Annotated in this window: 21 protein-coding genes; 6 read left to right on the top strand and 15 right to left on the bottom strand. The window is 69.0% G+C overall.

Annotated elements, in window-relative coordinates; all coding sequences use genetic code 11:
- Positions 1 to 3 precede the first annotated feature (3 nt).
- On the bottom strand, positions 4 to 429 hold the full coding sequence (locus AC1HIL_RS37990) for a tripartite tricarboxylate transporter TctB family protein (protein WP_057591037.1): 426 nt from the start codon (positions 427 to 429) through the stop codon (positions 4 to 6).
- 215 nt (positions 430 to 644) lie between these two features.
- Here AC1HIL_RS37990 and AC1HIL_RS37985 point away from each other — a divergent pair, with 215 nt between their 5' ends.
- Positions 645 to 1,832, top strand: a complete 1,188-nt coding sequence (locus tag AC1HIL_RS37985) for a hypothetical protein (protein ID WP_479668605.1) — start codon at positions 645 to 647, stop codon at positions 1,830 to 1,832.
- A gap of 21 nt (positions 1,833 to 1,853) precedes the next feature.
- On the opposite strand, the gene AC1HIL_RS37980 is transcribed toward AC1HIL_RS37985, so the two are convergent.
- Entirely contained in the window at positions 1,854 to 2,669 is an 816-nt protein-coding gene (locus tag AC1HIL_RS37980) for an MmyB family transcriptional regulator (RefSeq protein ID WP_057591039.1), read from the bottom strand.
- Positions 2,670 to 2,972: 303 nt separating this feature from the next.
- Here AC1HIL_RS37980 and AC1HIL_RS37975 point away from each other — a divergent pair, with 303 nt between their 5' ends.
- Positions 2,973 to 3,878 carry a helix-turn-helix transcriptional regulator gene (locus tag AC1HIL_RS37975; protein ID WP_479668606.1) on the top strand — a complete coding sequence of 302 codons (906 nt, stop codon included), beginning with the start codon at positions 2,973 to 2,975 and terminating at the stop codon, positions 3,876 to 3,878.
- A gap of 27 nt (positions 3,879 to 3,905) precedes the next feature.
- Here the strand turns inward: AC1HIL_RS37975 and AC1HIL_RS37970 are convergent, their stop codons facing one another.
- Positions 3,906 to 5,060: a helix-turn-helix transcriptional regulator gene (locus AC1HIL_RS37970; RefSeq protein WP_479668607.1), complete on the bottom strand. Its 1,155-nt coding sequence runs from the start codon at positions 5,058 to 5,060 to the stop codon at positions 3,906 to 3,908.
- A 196-nt stretch (positions 5,061 to 5,256) separates the two neighbouring features.
- Between AC1HIL_RS37970 and AC1HIL_RS37965 the strand changes: the two genes are divergently transcribed.
- On the top strand, positions 5,257 to 6,294 hold the full coding sequence (locus tag AC1HIL_RS37965; protein WP_479668608.1) for a phosphate/phosphite/phosphonate ABC transporter substrate-binding protein: 1,038 nt from the start codon (positions 5,257 to 5,259) through the stop codon (positions 6,292 to 6,294).
- Positions 6,295 to 6,375: 81 nt separating this feature from the next.
- A complete protein-coding gene (locus AC1HIL_RS37960) occupies positions 6,376 to 7,014 on the top strand; it encodes a CHAP domain-containing protein (RefSeq protein WP_479668609.1) in 639 nt (212 codons plus the stop codon).
- Positions 7,015 to 7,037: 23 nt separating this feature from the next.
- Here the strand turns inward: AC1HIL_RS37960 and AC1HIL_RS37955 are convergent, their stop codons facing one another.
- Together AC1HIL_RS37955 and AC1HIL_RS37950 are read right to left on the bottom strand one after the other, a co-directional pair.
- The gene (locus AC1HIL_RS37955) at positions 7,038 to 8,609 is read right to left on the bottom strand and encodes a lipase family alpha/beta hydrolase (protein ID WP_422098631.1); all 1,572 of its coding nucleotides are present in this window, start codon (positions 8,607 to 8,609) and stop codon (positions 7,038 to 7,040) included.
- Positions 8,610 to 8,621: 12 nt separating this feature from the next.
- Positions 8,622 to 9,416 (bottom strand): CHAP domain-containing protein, encoded by a 795-nt coding sequence (locus tag AC1HIL_RS37950; RefSeq protein WP_413764846.1) that lies wholly within the window; start codon positions 9,414 to 9,416, stop codon positions 8,622 to 8,624.
- Positions 9,417 to 9,656: 240 nt separating this feature from the next.
- Between AC1HIL_RS37950 and AC1HIL_RS37945 the strand changes: the two genes are divergently transcribed.
- The gene (locus AC1HIL_RS37945) at positions 9,657 to 10,415 is read left to right on the top strand and encodes a hypothetical protein (protein WP_422098630.1); all 759 of its coding nucleotides are present in this window, start codon (positions 9,657 to 9,659) and stop codon (positions 10,413 to 10,415) included.
- Between the two features lie 178 nt (positions 10,416 to 10,593).
- On the opposite strand, the gene AC1HIL_RS37940 is transcribed toward AC1HIL_RS37945, so the two are convergent.
- The 4 genes from AC1HIL_RS37940 to AC1HIL_RS37925 all read right to left on the bottom strand — a co-directional run bounded on the left by AC1HIL_RS37940 (position 10,594) and on the right by AC1HIL_RS37925 (position 13,924).
- Positions 10,594 to 10,971, bottom strand: coding sequence for a hypothetical protein (locus AC1HIL_RS37940; protein WP_422098629.1), 378 nt, complete (start codon positions 10,969 to 10,971; stop codon positions 10,594 to 10,596).
- Entirely contained in the window at positions 10,968 to 11,540 is a 573-nt protein-coding gene (locus AC1HIL_RS37935) for a hypothetical protein (RefSeq protein ID WP_479668610.1), read from the bottom strand. The genes AC1HIL_RS37940 and AC1HIL_RS37935 overlap by 4 nt, the downstream gene beginning before the upstream one ends.
- A 141-nt stretch (positions 11,541 to 11,681) precedes the next feature.
- The gene (locus AC1HIL_RS37930; RefSeq protein WP_057591047.1) at positions 11,682 to 12,710 is read right to left on the bottom strand and encodes a hypothetical protein; all 1,029 of its coding nucleotides are present in this window, start codon (positions 12,708 to 12,710) and stop codon (positions 11,682 to 11,684) included.
- Between the two features lie 281 nt (positions 12,711 to 12,991).
- Positions 12,992 to 13,924, bottom strand: coding sequence for an AraC family transcriptional regulator (locus AC1HIL_RS37925; RefSeq protein WP_479668611.1), 933 nt, complete (start codon positions 13,922 to 13,924; stop codon positions 12,992 to 12,994).
- A gap of 19 nt (positions 13,925 to 13,943) precedes the next feature.
- On the opposite strand from AC1HIL_RS37925, the gene AC1HIL_RS37920 reads away from it, so the two are divergent.
- Positions 13,944 to 14,096 (top strand): hypothetical protein, encoded by a 153-nt coding sequence (locus AC1HIL_RS37920; RefSeq protein WP_172705394.1) that lies wholly within the window; start codon positions 13,944 to 13,946, stop codon positions 14,094 to 14,096.
- 120 nt (positions 14,097 to 14,216) lie between these two features.
- Here the strand turns inward: AC1HIL_RS37920 and AC1HIL_RS37915 are convergent, their stop codons facing one another.
- The 6 genes from AC1HIL_RS37915 to AC1HIL_RS37890 form a co-directional block, all read right to left on the bottom strand.
- Complete coding sequence (locus AC1HIL_RS37915) at positions 14,217 to 17,576, bottom strand: glycosyltransferase (protein ID WP_479668612.1); 3,360 nt, start codon at positions 17,574 to 17,576, stop codon at positions 14,217 to 14,219.
- Positions 17,577 to 17,708: 132 nt separating this feature from the next.
- The gene (locus tag AC1HIL_RS37910; RefSeq protein ID WP_479668613.1) at positions 17,709 to 18,011 is read right to left on the bottom strand and encodes an I78 family peptidase inhibitor; all 303 of its coding nucleotides are present in this window, start codon (positions 18,009 to 18,011) and stop codon (positions 17,709 to 17,711) included.
- Positions 18,012 to 18,078: 67 nt separating this feature from the next.
- Positions 18,079 to 18,489: a hypothetical protein gene (locus AC1HIL_RS37905; RefSeq protein WP_261206424.1), complete on the bottom strand. Its 411-nt coding sequence runs from the start codon at positions 18,487 to 18,489 to the stop codon at positions 18,079 to 18,081.
- A 1-nt stretch (position 18,490) separates the two neighbouring features.
- On the bottom strand, positions 18,491 to 19,246 hold the full coding sequence (locus AC1HIL_RS37900) for a hypothetical protein (protein ID WP_479668614.1): 756 nt from the start codon (positions 19,244 to 19,246) through the stop codon (positions 18,491 to 18,493).
- 301 nt (positions 19,247 to 19,547) lie between these two features.
- Positions 19,548 to 20,534 (bottom strand): hypothetical protein, encoded by a 987-nt coding sequence (locus AC1HIL_RS37895; protein WP_479668615.1) that lies wholly within the window; start codon positions 20,532 to 20,534, stop codon positions 19,548 to 19,550.
- Between the two features lie 44 nt (positions 20,535 to 20,578).
- Positions 20,579 to 21,688 carry a hypothetical protein gene (locus AC1HIL_RS37890; RefSeq protein WP_479668616.1) on the bottom strand — a complete coding sequence of 370 codons (1,110 nt, stop codon included), beginning with the start codon at positions 21,686 to 21,688 and terminating at the stop codon, positions 20,579 to 20,581.
- Positions 21,689 to 21,695: the final 7 nt, after the last annotated feature.

Here is a 21,695-nt window from a genome sequence, read left to right as displayed (position 1 = left end):
TCCTCAGAGCAGGGGCAGGTTCAGGCCCAGCAGCTTCTGGAGCGCGAAAGCCATCGCGACCAGGCCGAGGGAAATCTTGACGTTGCGCACCCACGAGTACGAGAGGCCGGCAGCCGTCGAGGCGAACACCATGAACACGATGCCCGCGACCATGTTGATGTGCTCCGAGATCAGCGCGAAGCCGCAGAGGCTGCCGATCACGATGCCGATGTTGCGCAGGTTGAGCTCCATCGGCTGGCGCGCGACGAAGCGCGAGCGGATCACGGTCGCCACGCCGATCAGGCCGAGCAGGATGCTGACGATGAACGGGAACATGCCCGGGCCCGCGCGCGAGAAGTCGCCGATGGGGTAGTTGCGCGCGGCGGTGATGCCGAACAGGAGGGAAATGGCGATGAGGAAGAGCCCTCTGCCTAGGTTGCGGTCGTTCATGTCTGTCTCTGTGGGCGTGCCTGCGCAGCGCGCTTGCGGCCTGTTGTGATGGAGGCAGGGATGCTCGGCGTCGGCGGCTGACCGAAAACTGACACGCAGGCCTCGGGAACTACGTACGGCCGACTACGCCGCAGGTAATCGACGGCCCGCGCCGACGCGGCGAGGATGCGCGCCTTGCGCTTCTTCTACGCGTTTACCCGAATACCGGAGTCCGCTTGAATCCAACCCGAACCACCGCCCCGATCCGCCCCGCCTGGCTGCTGCTGGCCGGCGCGGTCCACGTTGCCGCTCTCGCGCAGACCGCGACCGTGACTGCACCGCCCTCTCCCCTGGCCGCGAGCGCGCCCGATGCCTGCCGGCTGATGCCGCGCGCCGACATCGAGGCGCTGTTCCCCGGGCGCCCGGTCACCGACAAGGGCCCGACCTTGAGCCCCCTGAGCCGCGGCCCGCAGTACGCCGAGGGCTGCACCTACGTGGTGCGCCTGCCGAGCCCGACCTCGAAGACCGATGTCGCGCGTTTCGCGAACCTGACCGTGATCCGCTGGGGCGACTCGCCCGTGGTCGGCCGCGGCACGGCCCGGGACAGCTTCGCCTCGATCCGCACCACGCGCGAACGCGTGGCCGCCGATCCCAAGGTCAGCCTGCGCATCGAGTCGCTGGCCGATGTGGGCGAGGAGGCCTTCATCGAGACCAGCACGCACCGGGTCGCGGTCTATGCGCGCAAGGGCGACCTGATCGTTTCGGCCAGCCTCGATCCCTACTCGAGCCAGACGCCCGGCAACGCGGGCGCGCTCGCGCGCCAGGCGTTGTCGCGCTGGCAACCGGGCACCGGCATGGTGGCGGCCGCGGCGCCGATCGCCACCCAGGCGGCGGTGGCAGTGCCGGCCGACACGCGCGTGTCGCAGACCGCGCCCGCCGACCAGTGGCCCGATGCCTGCGCGCTGATGACGACCGAGGACGTGAAGGCCGTGTTCCCCGACATGACGATCGCAGCGCCGGTGCAGTTCAAGGGAAAGATCACGCACGAGTCGCGCGAGAACCGCATCGAGGAGATCCCCAGGCCGATCGGCTGCATCTACAACCTGCGCCGCACCGACATCGTCGACGGCAAGCGCGTGACCGTCTCGCACCAGGTACAGATGAGCGTGCGCAACCTCGCGTCGACGCCCGCGTTCTCGCAGCGCTACTTCGAGGTCTCGCGCAAGGTGGGCGAACCCAAGACGCCGGTGGCGGGCCTCGGCGACGAGGCCTTCATCGACATCCTCAACCGCCTCCAGATCCGCAAGGGCCTGCTGAGCGTGGAGGTGCGCGTGGGCGGCGGCGAACGCGACGCGGCGCTGCACGCGGTGGCGCGCGAACGCGTCAACGCGCTGGCCGCGCGCGTGGCGGCGAAGCTGCCCTGAGGCCGCGCCGGCGTCACGCCCTCAGCAACAGGCCTCCGCTTCGGCATCGGCGTCGCTCATCACCTCGCGCGTGTGCGCATCGGCCGCGAACCACAGCTCGATGCGCAGCGACGAGGAGTTGATGTCCTGCGGAATGCCGAAGGCGCTCTGGAAGGTGGAGAAGCTCAGCACGCCCAGCGGCGTGTCGAAGCTGAGGTTGAGGCTCGGCGTGGCGAGCCCCAGCGAGGGCACCTCGGGCAGCCGGCCGTAGCGCCGGTGCAGCGACTCGGCCAGCCTATCGACACGCGGGCGCAGCGACGGGCGCAGCCAGCTCTCGGTCTGCAACTGCGCGAGCAGGCTGGCACCGACCTGCGCCGCGTTGCGCGAATGGCTCAGCAGGCCGTCGTCGTGCGCCACGCAGTCGATCATGTCCAGGCCCTCGAACCTGTGGCCGATGGCCTCGCAGTAGGCCGGCATCACGACCGTGCAGAGCCATTGGCCCGCGCAGTTGGTCGCGAGCATCTTCCAGTCGGGATCGAACACCAGGCCCGGCAGCGGGTTGTGCAGCTGCACCATGCGTTGCAGCGCGGCCTCGTTGGCGTCGGTCATGCCGATCCACGACGCGCCCTCCTCGCTGGCGACGGTGGTGAAGCCGCCGAGCGACAGCGCCGCGTTGCGCAGCGAGGTCGGCGCCTCGACCTCGTTCATCCAGGCCAGCAGCAGGTCGCGGCTCGGCGCGGCGCGGCCGGTCTCGAGGAAGCTGACGTGCCGCTGGGAGACGCCCAGGCGCAGCGACAGGTCGAGTTGGGAGATGTTCTTGCTCGCCCTCGTATGGCGCAGCAGCAGAGGCAGGCTCATGGGATCGGAATCCAGGGATCGAAAAGCCCGCCATTGGACCTGAACGAGGGGCGAAACGCTTCGTCGCGAACGCAACAAACATGCGTAATCCGGGTAACAGGCGGTAGCGCCCCTTGCACATCGTGCACGGCCATTATCTGGAAGGTTATCGACGCCCTCCAGCCACGGCGGCAACATGCCCTTCGCACCGGTGCCAGAGGCCTCTCGCGCACGGGTCGCAGCGCCGGTCCGGCGTTCCCCGGGCCGCACGCTCGCCGCGCGACATGCGCGGCCTCCAGCCTCCTCGTCCACCGCATCGAACCCTTGCCCGCCGCCCATGTCTTCCTGCCGTACCGACGCAGCGCGCGCTCGTCCGAGCTGCCGCAGCCGAGCGCCGAAGCGCCACTGTCCGCCATGCCATCGGGAGGCCCGCCGGTGCGCTTCGTGACGGATGGTCCGATGCCGCAGGCCATCGATGGCGGCGACGACGATCCGCTGCGGCGCATGCGCCCGATGCTGCAGGCGCTGGGCTTCCAGTGGTTCGCCTACGGCACCGTGGCGCTGGCACAGGGCCGGTGGCGGCCCTCGAGCTTCTTCACCGGCCATGCCAATCCCCGCTGGACCGAACGCTATTTCTCGCAGCAATACCAGGAGGTCGACCCGCGCGTCGAGGCCGCGCAGCGCAGTGCCGGCCCCTGGGTGTGGGACCGCGACGGCCTGGCGCGCCAGCGGCCGCCCGAGGACACCCGCTTCGCGCTGCACGAACGCTTTCTCGACGATCTGCGCGCCAGCGGCATCGGCAGCGGCGTGCTGTTCCGCCTGCCGGCGCCGCCGCTGTCGGTGCCGCTCGGCGAACACACGCTGGTGAGCCTGCAGTCGGAGCGCACGGACAGCGCATGGATCGGCGCCGGCATCGTCGCGCTGGCCCGCATGCTGGCCGAGGACTTCCACCGGCGCGTGCAGTCCTGCGGCCTTGCGTCGGCGCCGGCCGTGGACCGGCCCGGCGACATCGGCAGCGCTTCGAGGATGCTCAGCGCGATGCAGCTGCGCATCCTCGAGGAACTGCGACAGGGCCGCGGCGACAAGGAGATCGCGCACCGGCTGCAGATGTCGGGCCATGCGGTCGACTACCACCTGCGGCAGCTGCGCGCGCGCTTCAAGGTGCGCAACCGCGTGCAGCTCGTGAACGCGGCCGCGCGCGCGATGCCGCCGGGCGCGCCGGCCGCCTGAGCGCGATGCGCGCGAGGCCTTTCGGCCTCACTCCTGCGGAAAGCTCGCCACGAGCAATCGCACCAGCTCGGCCTGTCGCTGCACGCCCAGCTTGGCGAAGATCTGCTTGAGGTATTGGCGCGCGGTGCCCGCCGACAATGCCATCTGCACGGCCGCGCCGGCCAGGTCCTCGCCCTTGCCGAGCAGCACGGCCAGTTCGGCCTCGCGTGCGGTGAGCCCGTAGGCCTCGACCAGCCGGGCCGCGGCGATGGTGCCGTCGGTGCCGGCGTTGTGCACCATCACCGCGACGCGCGCGCTGCCGAACTCGGCCTGCGCCGAGAGGCTGGCCGCCGGCACGATCGACAGGATCAGCGGCCGCAGCGGCAGCGCGCGCCGGATGGTGACCGGCAGGCCCTGCGCCGCCACCGCGCCATCGCTGAGCGCCGCGCGGCGCGACTCGGGCGCGAGCTCGGCCGCGAGCCGCACCGCCTGCTGCAGCCGGCGGTCCTCCGCGCCGTCGCGCGCGCGCAGGCCTTCGCGGTCGGCGCGCAAACCGCAACCGGGCTGCGCCAGCAGCGCGCTCGCGCTGCGGTTGAGGAACACCACGCGGCCCGCGGCATCGAGCAGCACCACCGCCTGCGGCGCCAGGTTCAGCATGTCGTGCGCCGCATCGACGCTGGCGCGCGTGCGCTGCCGCAGTTGCGCATGCAGCTGCTCGATGGTTCGCAGGTGCGGCACCAGCGCCTGGATCGAGGCCAGCTCGTCCTCGCGGAAATCGTGGCCCGACTCGAGCGAGCGGCAATAGCTGAGGCCGCGCCAGCCGTCGTGCTCGCGCCAGTACGACACCGCGGCCAGGCCACCGTTGAGCGGCCGCAGCACCTCCTGGTAGAGCTCGGTGCTGGCCATCGCCCGCCGGCTCAGGAAGGTGGAGGTGCGCACCGGCAGGCCCGAGGCCGTGAGCCGGACCAGCGACTCGTGGTCGGCCATCGTGAGCCACTGGCCGAGCTCGCGTTCCTCGACCTGGCCGAACTGCGTGCAGGCGCGCCACTCGGTGTCGCCGTCGCGCATGCTCGTCATCACCACGTGCTCGGCGCCGATGCACTCGCGCAGCACGTTGAGGTCGATGCCGCCGGCACCCGCCGCCGCCACCTCGGCATACAGCCGCCGGACCGCGTCGGCCAGCGCCGTGGATTCCAGACCCATGTTCCCTCCTGTTCGGGAGTAGCGCGCGCGGGCGCGGATGCGCAGACTCCAAACCCTGCTGTCATTGGTTGGACGGCGGTCGCGCCTCGACGCGCCGCGGCACGTCGGAGCCCTGCCAGCGTTTTCGTGAATCCGCATGGCACCGTCTTTCCTCGACCCTTCGAATGCACCCCCGGGTGCCACTCGCCGCGACGCATTGCTGCGTGTCGCGCGCGGCAGCGCCGGCGTGCTCCTGTTGTCGGGCCCGCGTCTCGCGCCAGCCTCGGCGGCCTCGAGCGAGGCCTTCTCCCCTGTGTCTTCCGCCCGGTTGCGCTTCGCCCTGCCGCTGCTCGACGAGGCCCTGGCCTCGCGCGCCGCGTGGGAACCGCTGCTGCACCCGCTGTGCGCCGCCGTCGGCTGCGCGCTCGAGACGGCCACGCTGTCCAGCCTCGAATCGCTGGCACGGGCCGTCGCGCACGCCGAGGTCGACGCCGGCTTCCTGGCCCCCGAGGCCGCGCTGCAGGCGGTGGTCGAGGGGCGGATGCGGATTCTCGCCCAACCGAAGCGCCCGGCGGCGCAAGACCCCAATCGCGCGGTGCTGCTGGTGCGCCGCGCGGCCCCGCCCGATGCGCTCGACCGGCTGCTGGCCGAACCGCAGGACTGGCGCATCGCCTACGGCGAGCGGCGCTCCATCGCGGGCTACGTGCTGCCGCAGGCACGGCTGTTCCTGCCGCGCGGCATCGACATGGAGACCGCCTTCCGCACCGAGACCGTCGGCTCCATCTTCGCGAACAGCCTCGCGCTGGCCAACGGCGACGTCGACATCGCGACCGGCACGCTCGACGACCACCGCCTGTTCTGCCGGCGCTTTCCGCCCGAGGGCCGGCAGCTCAAGATCGTCTGGCAATCGGAGCCCCTGCCCGCCGAGCGCTTCGCCATCCGCGCCGACTGGCCGCGCGCCACGCGCCAGGAGGTCCGCCGCTTCCTGCTGCGCTATGGCGCCGCCGCCGGGCCGCGCAGCGCCCAGGAGCGCGCCGTGCTGCGCGCGCTGAACGCGCCGGCCGGCTACGAGGCGGCGCCCCACGCGACGCTGCTGCCGGTGGCGCAGCTGCAGCGCGACCTGGCGCTGCAGCGCGTGCGCGCCGCCCAGTGGACCAGCGACGCCGCGCGCGGACGCCGGCTGGCGCAGATCGCGGCCGAGTACGAGCGGCAGAAGGCGGTGCTGCTGCGCGACGAGGAGCGGGCGGCGGGCTGAGCGCCGGTGCGTCATGGCCACCGGTTTCGGTGGCCCTTGCCACTGCCCGGCGCGGGCTTCGTGCGAGGATGGCGGCCGTTCATGTCCGCCACCGTTCCCTCGCCACCGATGCGCCTTCGCCGCCCCGCCCTTCTGCTCGCCACCCTCGCCGGCATCGCCGCGCTGGCCGTCGCCGGCTACTGGGGCGCCACCTACTTCAACCTCAACCCCGCGCGCGAGGTCGGCGCGGTGGTCGACGAGTTCAACGGCGTGAAGGTCTACTACAACGGCGGCGTGAACAACGCCGAGGGCCGCGCGCTGTCGAGCGACGGCTACAACCTCGGCATCCAGTACCAGTGCGTGGAGTTCGTCAAGCGCTACTACTTCGAGCGCTTCGGCCACCGCATGCCCGACGCCTACGGCCACGCCAGGGACTTCTACGACGCGGCCACGCCGCAGGGCATGCCGAACACGAAGCGCGCACTGCTGCAGTACCGCAACGGCCAGGCCGAGAAGCCGCGGGTCGACGACCTGATCGTGTTCGCGCCGACGCTGCTCAACCGCTACGGCCATGTCGCGATCGTGGCGGCCGTGGGCGAGCGGGAGATCGAGATCGTGCAGCAGAACCCCGGCCCGTTCGGCGAGAGCCGCGCGCGGCTCTCGCTCGAGGCGCGGGACGGCAACTGGCAGGTGGAGGGCGGCACCCTGGGCTGGTTGCGGCGCGCGCAGACGCCGTCCTGAGTCCTGAGTCGCGCGCAGGCAGCTCAACGCCAGGGCCGCATCTCCACGCGCAGGGTGCCCGTCAGGCCGGGCCGCACGTCCTGGATGATCGTCATGTCGAAGGCATAGCCGTCGGCGCCCTGCAGCGGATACAGCGTGGCCTCGATGCCGGGCTTGCCCGGATGAACGTCCTGCGCGCCATAGAAGACGCGCCACCCGTACTTGGCGGCGGCATCCGGAAAGGCCTCGACGATGATCAGGTCGCGATAGACGAAGCCGCCTTCGTAGTGGCGCTTGAGGAACAGCAGTCCGTCGATCTCGTAGTCGGGCACCAGCACCTTGATGTCGAAGGCGAAGCTCACCGAGCCCGAGGCCACCACGCTCTTGGTCGGGTCCAGGAACAGCGAGAACAGGTGCGGGCTCTTGCTGCGGTCGGGCGTGCGCGCTCCGCCCGCGGCCGGGAACAGCTCGTCGTAGCCGCGGAAGATGGCCGAGTTCTCGCGCGCCTCGCGCCGCGTGATCTGCCACTGGGCACCGCGCACGCTGGCCACCACCTCGAACTGGTAGGAGGCCTTCACGCTCTTGCCGGCGTCGAGCGCCGCCTGCACCTCCTCCGGCAGCGTGATGTCGTCGATGTCGAGGATGCCGTCGGCGCGCAGCTGACCGAACAGGAAGCGCGTGAGGTTCTGGTAGCCCTCTTCCGAGTTGACGATGCCGTAGTGCCCCGAATGACTGCGATTGACGAAGGCGCGTGGCGATCCGACGTCCGTTCCGTCGGCCGCCAGCCCGTGGGTGGTGGCGTTCTCGATGCGCACCAGGCCATCGCTGGCATCGCCCGCGGCCCATGACGAGAGGCCGCCCGCCACCGCGTAGTCGCGCGCGTTGGTGCCCACCAGGTTGAACACCCGCTCGGGCGGGAAGTTCGTCACCAGCGACACGTCGTCGCCCTTGGGAACGGCCATGTAGCCGGCCATGCGCTCGCGGTTGAAGTTGTTGACGTCGCCGAAGGACAGCCAGCCCGGCACGTTGCGCACGATGCGCATGTCGATGCCGTTGTGCGGCGTGGCATAGGTGAAGAGCTTGTCGACCGCCGCGCGCGCCGCGGCCGAGCCCAGCCTGGGGTTCTGCAGGAAGGCGCGGCAGACCAGCCCGCCCATCGAATGCGCCACCAGGTAGACCTTGAAGTCGGCCGGCGTCATCGCGTTGTTCGGATTGGCGCACACCCGGTCGCGCAGGCGCAGGATCAGCTGGTCGAGCCCCTGGGCGAAGGTCTCGATCGCCGGTGTCTTGCCGTTGCCGAAGTCCTTCGAGGCATCGTCGTAGTAGCGGTAGATGACGATGCTGCGGTAAGGCACGGCCTGGTCGGCGCGCGAGGCGGCCATCAGGTCGTCGCCATCGACGAACACGTCCTCGTAGCGGTGGTCGCCCATCAGCCGGACCAGCGGCGACTCGAAGTAGAAACGGCGCATGTCGCCGGTCCAGGCCATGCGCGTCTTGGTCGAGCCGATGTTGAAACCCATGTAGGGGTCGGCCACGGTCTCCTCGATCTCGCCCTGCGTGGCGGCGAAGCCGCGCACGTAGATGATCGGGTGATAGGGATGCTGTGCGTTGCTCATGGCCGGTGTTCCTCAGAGACCCGCGTAGTCGATGAAGCCCTTGTTCACGCTGTTGACCTTGCGGGTCAGCCTGAACACGCCGATCCCTTCGCGCGATCCGCCCACATTCGAATTGCCCTCGAGCGTCGTCATGATCCCGCCCGTCACGCTCTCGACCAGGCCGGTGTGACCCAGGCCGCCACCATGGTCCATGATGAAGATCATGCCGGGCTGCAGCACGGCCGGGTCGGCCTTGGCCGCGGATGCGTTGATGCGGCGCGCGCCCTTGGAAGGCGCGCCGTTCCAGTGCGCGAGGCAGCCCGCGGTCTTGAACAGGGGGTTGGCACGGCCGAGCTGCCGGGCCGCCTGCTCGAAGCACCAGTAGACGTAGGCCGCGCACCACGAGTGTCCGCCGCCGAGCCCGGTGCTGCGCAGGTAGGCCTCCACGTCCGGCCCCCGGTTGGAGCCGGGCGGCACTTCGCGCACCTGGCGCGCTTCCTCGCCCGACGCAACCACCAGTGCGACCTTCAGCAGATCGTCCGTGGTGCTGGTGGCCACGGGCACCTGGTCGTCGCCGAACAGGGCCGCCCAGGTGATGCTGCCGACCTCGCCGTCGATCTTCAGCGCATTGCCTTCGCTGTCCACGCTGCGCGACTGGAACAGCTTGACCGCGCTCTTCATCATCGGACCGAAGCTCGGCTGCTGGGGATCGAGCCTGACCGCTTCGCCACCCTTCAGGACCAGCACCCTGTTCAACCGGTTCTTGAGTTCCTTGACGATGCGGGCATCGGTTTCGCCCTGCTTGATGACGCGGCCGGGATATTGCATGGCATGGACCCCCAAGTTGATCGAATCGACATCGAATCCACCGTGCGACTGACCTGCTCGCCGTTGCATGCAGGTCATGTTCTTGTCGTTGTGGGTTCGAGTCTTTCACCGTCGCCATCCCACGCCAATATCCCGCTTGCTCTACTTCCTCGGGAGGATGGTCGGTGCCGGGCGCGCGCCTTACCGTCGCGCCCATCGGCAGGTTCCCTGCGGCACGGCGGACTTCGCGTCCGGTTCCCCATGAGCGATCTTCCTTCCCAGAAATCGTGGCTGGAACGGGCCACCACCGCGGTGGGCATTGCGGGGTCGCTGGTCACCGTCGCGCTCACGGCCTGGAACGCCCAGACCAAGCAGCAGATCGATCAGCGCGAGGCGGACCTCAAGATGCAGACCGCCGCGCTCGACGCCGAACTGCGCCGGCGCAGCACCAGCGTGGAGGAATCCAAGGAGCGGGTCGAGCGCTACAAGTGGGTCTATGGCCTCGTGCCCGAACTCAGTGCGACCGACGGCTCCAAGCGCAACGCGGCACTGGCCATGGTGCGGCTCGCGCTCTCCAAGGAAGAAGCCGAGGGCCTGCTCGCCGGGCTGCAGCAGTCGCCCGATGAACAGGTCCGCAAGGCCGCGGCGCAGGGCGTGGCCACCATCGCCAACATCGAGAACGCCGAACTCGTGCGGCTGGTGTCGCAGGTGAATGCCGCCGGTGCCGACGAGCGCCGCCGCGCGACCGGTCGCCTGCAGCGCGACTTCAACGATTCGGCCGAGGCCATTTCGCTGGCGTTGAAGCTGCTCGATGCGAGCCAGGTCGACAAGCTGTCGCCGAGCGGGTTGATCAACGTTCTCTATTTCCTGTCGCGCACGGATCCGCGCGCGTGGACGCCGACGGAAATCGCCGCGGCCAACCGGGTGCTGCCCGGCGTGCGTGCGCGCAATGCCGGGCCGCAGACGCAGGCCGAACTGGGGCGGGTGGAGGACACGGTGAAGGCGGCGGGGCGGCCATAGCCGGGCTCGCCAATCGCTGCATCGGCGCTGCAAGCGTCCGTGGGCAATGGGTGGTGAGACGAGCGGCGGCTCATCAAGCCGTCATCGCGGGGCCTCGACAATGAACTTCACGGACACCGCACCTGCGTTGTTGACAGCCGCTGAAACAAGGACCACCGCCCCGTTGAACAACGGACTTCTACGGCCCGCCCGATCGCTTCGGCGGAAACGTGCGCCAGATGGCTCGGGCATTGAGAGATCCCGTCAGGACCAGCGCCGCGCCGAAGGCGAAACCCAGGACATTGCCCCAGACATCCAACCGCTCCACCGACATGGCCGAGAACAGGAGCGCGAAGGCACCCGCGATCACGAGGAAGCCGTTGAACACGATGGCGATGCCACCGATGGAGCGGCGGGCGCCCGGCCGCAACGCGATGGCCGCCAAGGCGGTCGGCAGGAAACCACAAGCCACGTTCCAGTGAAAGCTCCCGGTCCAGATCAACAGCCGGGCCAGGGAAAAGAACAGCGCCACGACGACGATGGCATTCGCAATCACGAGGTTCCTGTCGTATCTCATGGTCCCTCCAGCCAGGTCGCGAGTCCGGGCTCACCCGATGCCTGCGGAAGCAGCCTCAGGCCTTGCGCGTCATGGGCGAGAAGGCTGTCCGCGATGGCACCGCCCAGCGCCGCATTCGCTGGATTCACCGTGCCGGAATTGATGGCTCCCTGGGCCTGGAGCTGACCCAAGGTCAAGTCCAAAGGCGGCGCGGCCTCCGTGCCCGAAGAATCCGAGACGAGCCATAGCTTCTCGGTGGAAGCGATCATGAAAATCGCGGGCTGGTCCTCGGGCTTCAGAGGCATGAGCACGCCTCCCGTATAGCTCGCGAGGAGGCGCTTCCCATCGCTTCTCTTCTTTTCGGTATAGAAGATCCGCAGGTTGCCCGCCTCCCCCACGTACCAGATGCCGCTCGCGTTTCGACCGAGGGGTCTGTAAACCCCGGGCAAGAGCGTGATCGTCGTGGCAACTCGCAGGGTGCTGCCCGCATCCGCATGAACGTAGGCGACCTTCGGGGACTTGGCCGAATACCCCGTGCTTGGCTCCAGCGCCGAAATTTGCGTGCTGCAGTTGGTGAGCACCAGCGTCATGCTCAAGAGGAGCGCGCGCAACGCGATGGAAGGCCTGGAGGAGGGTTTGCAAGGTCTCATGGACATAGGTGAGAGTCGGGAGTCCTTCGAGGAGCCGAAGCCCTGCGGGGGCCTATCGCAGCCGGGTCTACAAAAGCACGGTCAGCAAAGCAGCCCACGGCAATCGAATGCCGTCATGAAGACCATGTAGGGACGGCCACCATCGTCGTAGCTCCGCCAGGGCCTGGCCCCCGTCGCGCCTTCGCGGTTGAGGATGGCCATCAGCTCCGCCGCTTGTTCGATGGTGTTCGGCCTGGCCGCCGTCGTCACGTCCACCGCCTTGAACTTGAAGCTCGACGCCTGCGCCTCGTCTCGAACGTAGAGGTTCGCCAGCTTCTCGGCGACGAGGGCCGATGTCACGAACACAGAACCCTTGGCGCCCTGCTCGTTCTGCTCCGCGACGAAGCCGGTGCTCCCGCCGGACTTGGCGGTCACCAGCTCGAAGACGCAGCGAGCGGTCGATGGCGTCTCCTTGACCAAGGCAAGGCCCGCGCCCCGAACCTGGGTGCCGCAATAGCCCAGCTTGCCCAGGTCGTTGAGCGGCCGGAGCAACTCCTCCGGGCTTCCGGCCATGAGAGGGACCTTGATCGCGTCCACGTACTCGTACTGGATCGCCTCACCCGTCACCTTGCTGAAGACGTTCTTCGGCGAGGTACCGCCGCTGGGCGTGAGGCGATAGCCCTCCGCGCCCTGCGCCTGGAAGTCGGCCAGCGTCAGCGGCGCGCCCGTCGAGACGAAGCGATGGTCGTAGCGGGCCGTCTGGCCCTTGCGCTGGTAGATCGCTCGCCATTGGCCGCGCGCCGAGGCATCGACGAAGACGATCCGATCCAGCAGGTAGCCGGCGAAAGCGGGACTCGTGAGTTCCGTCGTGAAGGCATCGAAGCCGCTTGCATCGACGTTCCCCAACAGGAAGGTGTAGGGCGTCGTCTGCATCGGGCGGGTGGCCGGTTGTTCCGTGGCGGGATCGGGCACGGTCGCAGGCGGGTTGCGAGCCCCCTCGATGCCCGCCAGCGCGGCCGCCGTGGCCGGCGGCAGTCCGGCATAGCCGTCGCTTCCGCCTCCACCGCACGACGAGGCCAGGATGGCCGAGATTCCGAGCACGGTCGGCAGCAGACGAAGCGATCTGTTCATTGATTTCTTGTCGGGGCGGGAAAGCGACTCGGCGGTGCATGCGCTTGCGGTCGCAAGGGACGCCCATGCCGCTGGCACGACCAGCGCGAGCCTGCGGGCTCCGTGCGTCGACCTCTCTCCTCGTCCCCTGTGTAGTTTTGTATGTAAACCGAATCTTACGTGGGAGACGCGCGGTCCCGGAGGGCGTCGATCGACCGGCAGAAGAATTTCTTCTTACCGTTGCACGAATCGCACGCCTCGTCCCCTGCGTGGTCCCGCACGGCAGGCGAGGTGCCGCGCCCTCAGCCCGCCTGCGACGGCCAGGTCCCGAGTTCGCGCTTGTAGGCACGCGCGAGGATCGCGCCGGTCGAGTAGCCCACAGCGTCGGCCGCCTGCTGCAGGGTCAGCCGGCGTTCGCGCAGCAGCCGCGACGCCAGGTGGATGCGCCAGCGCGCCAGGTACTGCATCGGCGAGAGATTCATCTGCGCGCGGAATCGCGTGGCGAAGGCCGTGCGGCTCATGTGGCACAGCGCCGCGAGCGATTCCAGCGTCCATGGGTCCGCGGGCCGGGCGTGGATTGCCTCGAGCGCCGTGAGCAACCTCGCATCGGAAAGGTCGGGGCCCGAGGCACCCACGATGGGCATGGCCACCTCCGGCCTGCGCAACCAGGCCAGCACGGCGTGCTGCATCAACGCACCCAACAGCTCGGTCACGCCCACGCCGTTGCCGCCGACCCTGCGGTCGGCCATCCAGCGCACCGCGTCCGCCATGGCGCGCAGCCAGGGCGCGGCGTCCGCGGCGCGCAGATGCAGCACGGGAGGCAGCGATGCCACCAGCGGATGGGCGGCCAGTTCCACCGATCGGTAGAAGCCGCCGCTCCACACGCTGTGCTCGCCGCCCGCCGGCGCGTGCCGCTCGGCACTGGTGGCGCCGGCGGAATGCGTCAGCAGTTCATCGAGGCTCGATGCGGGGAGGCCGGGGTCCGAGAAGACACGGTGCGCATCGCCGTGCGGCAGGAAGACGACGTCGCCATGCCGCAGGTGCAGCGCCGGCTCCCCGCCGACCTGCAGCCAGCAATCGCGGCCGCCGACCACGTACAGCGGCGTGCGCCGCCGGCTCTCGACGCGAACGCAGAAGCGGGGACCGAGCTCGACCTGGAAATGCAGGGCCGGCTCGAAGCGCATGCTCTGGACCAGGGACTCGGGCGCGGGCTCGATGGGTGCGTCATCGGGCACCGGGAGACGAAGCGCCTCCTTGGCCATCAAGGCCGCGAGCGCCGCCGAGTCCCCGTGCCGCCAGCGCTCCGATGCCCGCTCGGGCCGACGCGACGCGGCACGCGGCGACGGCGAGGACGGGTTCTGTCCGCGCCGGCAGGAGAAGGACATCCAGAGCATGAATTCGTGGTGAAAGGATGGTGGCATGGGCCTGAGGAACCCACCCGCGATTTGTAAGCCCTTCCCCTGCCGCCGGCCCCCTCCCATCCGTGAGTACCGCCCCGGTTTTCGGATCGGCCATTCGGTCTACGCCTCAGGCGCCGGAGCCGTGGGCGGCGATCGGGATCACCGATGGGCGCCATGCGCGCCGGGTGGTGCCCACGACGCGAGCCGCGGCCGGCGCGGCGGCGATGCGCTGCAGGTAGGCCTTGAGCTCGGCCGCCTGCTCGTCGTAGCCGCGGATGCGCGGCAGCATCGCGTTGACGCCGCCGGCCGGCAGGCGATCGGGGCTGGCCAGCGCGTCTTCGATCGCACCCCGGAAAGCGTCGGTGTCGCCGATCTCGACCACGCGCCCGTTGACACCGTCCACGATGTCCTCGACCACCCCACCCGCCGCGGTCGCGATCACCCAGATGCCGCGGGCCAGTGCCTCGCGCACCACCAGGCCGAAGCTCTCCTTCCACAGCGAGGGCACCAGCAGCACGTCGATGTCGTCGTAGAACGCGTCCATCCCGGCCTGCTCGAAGGGCGCCACCACGCGCACCTGGCCCGACACGCGCCACTCGGTGGCGGCGACGGACGCCGCCCCGGTACGCAACGCGATGTCGGTGATGACCAGTTCGTAGCCGCCCACGCGCATGCCCTCCAGCACCTGCTGGAGCCAGAAGTAGCCCTTGTGCACCGCGCGGCCGCCGAGGTAGGCCATGCGCGGCGGCGATCCGGGCCGACGCGCCGGCCGCGGGCGCGCAGGCAGCGGCACGCCATTGCGGTTCACCGCGATCTGCTGCGGCGCGACGCCGTTCGCCACGTAGAGATCGCGCTGGAATTCGCTGGGCGCCAGCAGCAGGCTCGCACGGTCGAGCACGTCGCCGAGGAAGAACCTGCGCTTGAAGGTGAAGCCGCTGTCCGGCACGCACTTGGAACAGGCGCGCAGGTCGATCGCCTTCTGGTTGCAGTACACGCCGTTGTCCTGCACCATGAACTGGCGCTCGCACAGCCACCAGGCGTCGTGCAGCGTGATGGCGTAGGGCACGCCGGCCTCCACGCAGGCATGGGCCATCGTCGCGCCGAGCCGCTGCACCGAATGGAAATGCACGACATCGGGCCGCAGCGACTTCAGCAGCCGCGCGAAGATCTCGCCCATTTGCGGATCGTCGTAGTCGAGCGCGCGCTGCGTGTCGTCGGCCACCTGCACGGCGATCACCGGCAATCCGTCGACCTCGTAGCGCATCACGCTGTACGGCTCGAGCTCCGAGCCCAGGATGGCGGTGAAGACGGTGACGTCGCAGCCGTCGGCCTGCAGCCGGCGGCACAGCTGCTCCGCGACCACGGTCGCGCCGCCGAAGCTCACCGGGGCGAACAGCACGTTCACGGCCAGCACCTTGAGGCGCGTGGCGGGCGCCGGCAGCAGCGGCCCGACCACCTGCTGCAGCTGCCGCGCGGCCACCACCTGCGGGTGATAGCGCGACAGCACGCTGCGGCGGGCTTCCTCCGCGATGCCGTGGCGCAGGCCGGCATCGAGCACCAGCCGGGTCAGGGCCGCCTCCCATTCCTCGGGCGTGTCGGCGATCAGGCCCGTGCGGCCATGCTCGATGCCTTCGCGGAACGGCCCCGTGCCCGAGCAGATGCTCGGCACGCCGAGGATCGCCGCCTCGATGAACTTGATGTTGCTCTTGGCTTCGTTGAACAGGCTGTCCTCGAGCGGCGCGATGCTGATCTGCCACGAGGCGAGCGCGCGCAGGTAGTCGTCGCCCTGCAGGAACGGGATCTGGAACACCCGGTCGGCGAAGCGCCGGAACGGCGCCGGCAGCTCGAGCGGGCCGTGGATGGCGAGCCGCACCTGCGGGTGGCGCTGCATCACGGCCAGCAGCGCGGACGCCACGACGCCGAAGTCGCCGTCGTGCGTGCGCGAGCCGCTGCCGTAGCCGATGGTGACGAAGCGCGGGTCGGTCCTGACCGGACGCCGCTCGAGTTCCGCGGCGAGCGCGAGGATGCCCTCGTCCAGGGCATTCGGCACCACGTGCGTCTTGCCCGGAACGATCTCGCCCATGCTGCGCGCGATCGCGGCCGTGCTTCCGATGCCGTGCTGGCAGTGGCTCAGCATCTGCCGGTACTGCGCCGTCGTCTCCTTCGACGATGCCATGCGATCGGACGGAGCGCCCGAGGCGAGCAGTTGCCGGCGATAGGCGTCCCAATCGAAGATCAGGTCGTCCACGTCGAAGAAGCTGGGCACGCCCAGCCGCCGGGCCTCGGTCGCCAGCAGCACCATGTGCGGCGCGGCCGGCACGCGATAGAAGATCAGCAGGCCATGGAACGGCAGGGCCGCGCGGCAGGCCTCGGCGTCGCGCCAGCTGAGCACCGTGGTCTCGAGGCCCAGGTGCTCGAACATGTCGACCTTCTGGTCGACGCGGTAGCGCTTGCAGGCCGGTATCGACAGCTCGGCGACGATGAGGATGCGCGCGCCCAGGCTCTGGCGCGACAAGGGCGTGAGCGGCGCGAGCCAGGGCCGGTGCCGCGCGGGATCGCGCGACGGCAGCGCGGCGATGGTGTCGAGCGACGGGCGGGCGCGCCCGGTCGATCGATGCGCGACCCAGTGCCGGGTCCACCGCAGCAGCTGCGCGCGGCGCCGCTCGTAGAAATCGCCGTGGCGGGTACCCGCCGGAAAGACGCGCAGCCGCATCCTTCCGTAGAACAGCACCAGCTGCAATCCGAGGCTGGCTTCGAAGCCGTCGATGCGCGCGGCCTGCGCCGCGGCGTGCACCTTCAGCGCGAGGATGCGTGCATCGCGCTCGGCGATCTCCACGTCCTTCTCGAACGATTCGAAATGCCGGGTCTCGAGCATTTCCTCGGCCCGCTCGCGCTTGGCCGTGACTTCCGCGGCATGGCTGCGCAGCCGTTCCAGCTCCTGCACCAGGCCCTCGATCCTGCGCGCGAGCACGCCGTCGAGCGGCGGCACGCGCGGCCCGAGGCACAGCACGCCGAGCCCCAGGCCCTGTTCGAATTCGAAGGACGGATGGCGTTGCCGCAGCAGCGCCCAGAGGCGGCGCAGCTTGCGGCCGGCGCGGGTTCCGTGCACCAGCACGAGCGCCCGCGGGCCGAGCTTGGCGCGCCACGGCGCGAGGTCCAGCGTGGCGAGGCGCGCCGGGTCGCCGGCATCGACATGCAGCAGGTCGATGCTGCCGTCCGCGAAGGCCGCGGCCGCCTCGCGGTGGCCCGCGAGCCGCGTGTCCACCGTATGGCAGGCCGTGCCGCGCGCGGTGGAATGCCTGAAGGTGGCACCCGGCACGCCGCCCTCCGCGCCGAGGTCGACGACGACGGCGGGCCGGGTGTGCTCGAGCAGCAGCGCGACGAAGGGCGCATGCACGCTCCAGGCGCGCGATGCCTGGGCTTGGGACGCGGGAGAGGCCTTGGGTGCGAGGCCGCAGGCGGCGGTGAAGGTGGGGAGCGTGGACATCGGAAGGCTTTGCGCGGGCGAACTCGGAGCCCGACGATTCTTCCGACAGGCGGCGCCACGGACTACAGCCGGCAGGACTGAAATCGCAGCCCGGCGTTCAGTCGTGCGGGGACGATGCGCGCAGCCCCTGCCCTAGCCGCAGGCGGCACGAACGATCTTGCCGGTGGCCGGGTCCGTCTCGATCGTCACGCGCTCGCGCCGGTAGTCCATCGTCGCGGGCTGTCCGGGTTGAAGCTGGCGCACGAGGGAGGCACCGGTCGACTGCCGGGCCTCGGCATCGCCGATGCGGTTCTTGCCCGCGAGGGCGCTCGCCGCCTCCGGCCGGCAGATGCCGGTTGCACTGTCTTCACGCGCCTGCGGCGCGCTGCAGGCGGCGATCGACAGGACGGCCAGCGCCAGGGTCGCGGTCGGTATCAGTTTCGAGGTGGAAGCCAAGGCACATCCTTTCCTGGAACACGAAGCAATGTCAGCGTATTCCACCACGGCCGCCGCGCCGCGGCGGCTAAGGCATCGGGCTGACCTGCCCGGTCACGGGTTCGGGCTCGGATTTGCGTATCAGGATGCCGGTCTTGTCGAAAACGTACTCCGCCCCGTTCTTAACGATCGAGTCGTTGACCAGAAGCGGGAGGGCGCCAGGCGAAGCAGCCGCATTGCCGCAACCCACGCAAAGCCCTGTCAGCCTCGCACCGCCCTCATACATCAGGCGCGAGTTTCCGTCGGCATCCTCGATGGACTTCTGGGGCAAGCCCAGCCGTGCGATCACCTCTTTGCGGCTGGTCTTGCCGATCTCGAACTGCGCTGCCTTGAAATCGGTTTTCAGGCCGATGTTCGCCCCGGTGCATGCCACGAGAAAAAGCGCGCCGACGTACATCCACCAGCGAAGGAATACCGCCAACCGAAAGCTGCTCGACATCTCAGTCTCCCCGCTGAAAACCTATCGCTTGCCCGATGCTGACCATCGGCTTTCCGTCGAAGGTTTTCGTGCGATAGCGCTGGCGGGCCAGCTTTTCGGTTTCGGACTTCAATCCGGCCAGATCGTTTTCTTCCAGGAACGACTTGCCAGTGTTCTTGGGCAAGGTCACGGTTTGCGCCACCGGAAATTCCCCCGACCAGAGCGGCAGGTCCTTACGCAGGTCGTAGACCCAGAAGGAGTTGTTGATCGAGTGACGAGGTGCCAGTCCCAAAGTGGGGATGTGCATGAAGTAGCCAGACCAGCTCACCAGAATCAGATTGGCATAGCCGTGCGCTCGCAGGCTTTCCTTGAACTCGGGCGCGATGCCTGGCCCGCCTTCGGGCTTCGACCTCGACGCATGAAACGCCTTCATCAGCGACTTCTGGCGTGCGACGGCTTCCCTGGGCACATCGATACCGGCTTCGCCGTTCAGCGGCGCGACATTGAGGCCCAGCTTGGAAAACTCGTCGGCATGCACCCGGGTCAGCGCCGAGTCGCTATCCCAGATGCCCGCGTAGTCGGAGTCGGACGAGACCTGGGCAACGGCCAGCACCAGATATACGTCCTCCGAGTAATGAATGGACCCCACCGGATCGAAGAAGGCAACCGCGGTCTTCTCGCGCTTGAACTGGGTCGAGACCTCGGGCTGGATCGGCGGCTGGAGGGTCGTGCATCCCGTCAGCACGGCGACGATCAACGCAAGAAAGATGTTCCGCATGTAGCTTGGTCCTCTGCACCTTCAGGTGCGGTTTCGGTGAACGGTGGTGTTTCGCATTCGCTGTCTACGGATGCCGGAACGACGCGGCAATACGGCCCCTTGCCATCGCGGAAAGTGCTCGTTCATCGACCTCTCCTCGTCCCATCCGGGTTTGTAAGCAAATCCTACGCGGCGGACACGCTTCTTCTGGTGGGGACGGTCGCCCGCAGGCGGAATTTCTTGGGGGGTGTTGCATGCACGGCACGGCTCCCCCTACTGGGGGATATTCAGCGCCGCGATCTCGTCGCGGGCCGGCGGCCGCTCACCCGATCGCGGTGCGACGGCGCTTCCATATGACGCCGTCCACCAGGTAGTGATGGAAGTTCAGGACGAAGTGCGCAATGAGAATGGTGGGAAGCCCGAGCCACAGCAGGCTCTCGCCGATGCGGCTGGCGGCGAGGTACAGGAGGGCACCGCCGATCGCGCAGGGCAGGAAGAAGCACATCGGCGGCATCAGGACGGCGCGCCATGGCGTTGCGCGCGCCGCCGAACTTCTCGCCATCTCGCCGTCCTCCTTGCCCGTCGTGTCGTCGCGCTGCCGTTGGCGGTAGACGAACACCAGGTACTGGATGTTGTGCCAGACGTTGACCACCAGCCAGCCGATGGTGATGTCGTCGATCCAGACATAGCCGACCAGCGAAACGATCAGGTGGGACAGCACGAGGCTGTCGAACGGTCCCGCCGCCTGCCTCATGCGCCTCGAATACGCCAGGCATGCCAGCCAGCACGCGGCGCCGACGAGGGCTGCGATTCCCGCGGCCAGGGCCCACGCCTGCGGAACCGGCGGCAGCCAGATCGGGTAGCCGAGAAAGCTGTCGGCGCCCTGTGCACTGCGATGCAGATAGCCCCACGCGGGGAACAGATAGATCAGCCCATAGGGCAGGCTGCGCCAGGGCACCTGGGGCCGCCGGTCGCAGCGCCTCGCGATGCCGTAGCACTGGCGGGAGACATGGAAGGACTGGGCCAGGAAATAGACGGCGAACAGTCCGGCCACTTCATAGGCGAGCGCGACGATGGTCAGGCCCGCCAGGATCAGGACCGGCGCGACGAAGACCAGCGCCTGGCGCATGCGGGGACGCGAGGCCATCGCGCTCAGGCGGGCGTAGGTCGCGACGATATGGGGATTGGCCAGCAACCAGACATCGACGTAGAGAATGGCCAGCATCATCGGCGCGGACCACGATGCCAGCGCGCCGGCCGCCAGCGCCGCGAGCAGGTTGCCGACGACCAGCCACTGCTCGCGTCGCATCGAGCCGGCTGCGACGGTCCCCGACCAGGGCCCCCCATGCGCCGTCATGTCACGGGCATCGGCATGGGCCGCGGCCGGGGCGATCCGAGGGCGGCCTGCGTGGGCGGGATCGAAAACACCGAGCCGGGCCGCAGATGGCGCTCGAGATCCGCCCGCATGGTTTCGTAGGCCGCGCTCCGGGCTGCCGTGAATCTCGAATCGAGGGTCGCGCGGCTCGCGATGCCCGACAAGCCGGCCGGCGGAAGCTGCTGGTAGGGGTCGTACTGTTCGGTGATCTCACAGGGGTGGCAGCGTCCGTCCACGTCGTACTGGCTGTCGATCCTCACCGTGTAGAGGGCACCGCCCTCCTTGGCCGGGTCCACGGGAAAATTGAAAGTCAGAAGCTGTGCGGACGCCCTGGTGCCGGCCGTGGTTTCAACGGGGATGAAACCGGCATTCCTGTAGGCCCCAACGATGGCCTCCTTGAGACTGGACTCATCGATGCCGGTGAAGGAGTTGCCGAAGAGATTCCGCTCGCCGGCCCACTGCCGCTTGTAGTTGAAGCCTCCCCACGCGGGATCCCTGTGCTCGCGCCCGCTGGACTCGATGGTCGCGTACGCGTTGTCGATGGCCGGCACGAGCAGCGCGCTCAGCTCGTACTGCGTCATCCACGGAAGCGCCTGGAACTCGGACGCGTTCCTGATCTCGGCGAACCGCAGGAAGCAGGGATTGCACCGCTTTCTTTCGTCGAACAGCTCGTCGGCCGAAATGAAGATCATCGGCTTCGGCTCGACCTTCGGATAGGCATCGAACCTGAACTGGAAGATCGTCGACTTGTTCTTCTGCGCGTCCACGGCGACGAGAGAGAAGCCCGACTTCTGAAAAGCCTTGCTCACCATCGACCGGAATTCCGTGACGGTGATCTTCTGATAGGCCGCGGCCGGAACGGAGGGCCTTCCGATCTTGTAGCTGAGGCCCAGAACGCCCTGCAACGGCTGCTGGGCGAAGGCAGCCAATCCGGCAAGCAGGCAGCAGCAGCCCATCAGGGCCTTGCAAAAACGGTAGATATCCATCACGCATGCTTTCTGTAAAAAGCGCGCCGCGCGCGCCGCGTCGATCGGGGTGGAAACCAGCTTCGGGGACCAGGCCGAACACGCCGTGATGGGCGCAGCCACACGGCCC

This window comes from Variovorax sp. ISS6 (assembly GCF_056523145.1).
Note: the sequence above shows the minus strand (reverse complement) of the source record. Positions and strands in the feature narration are given on the sequence as shown.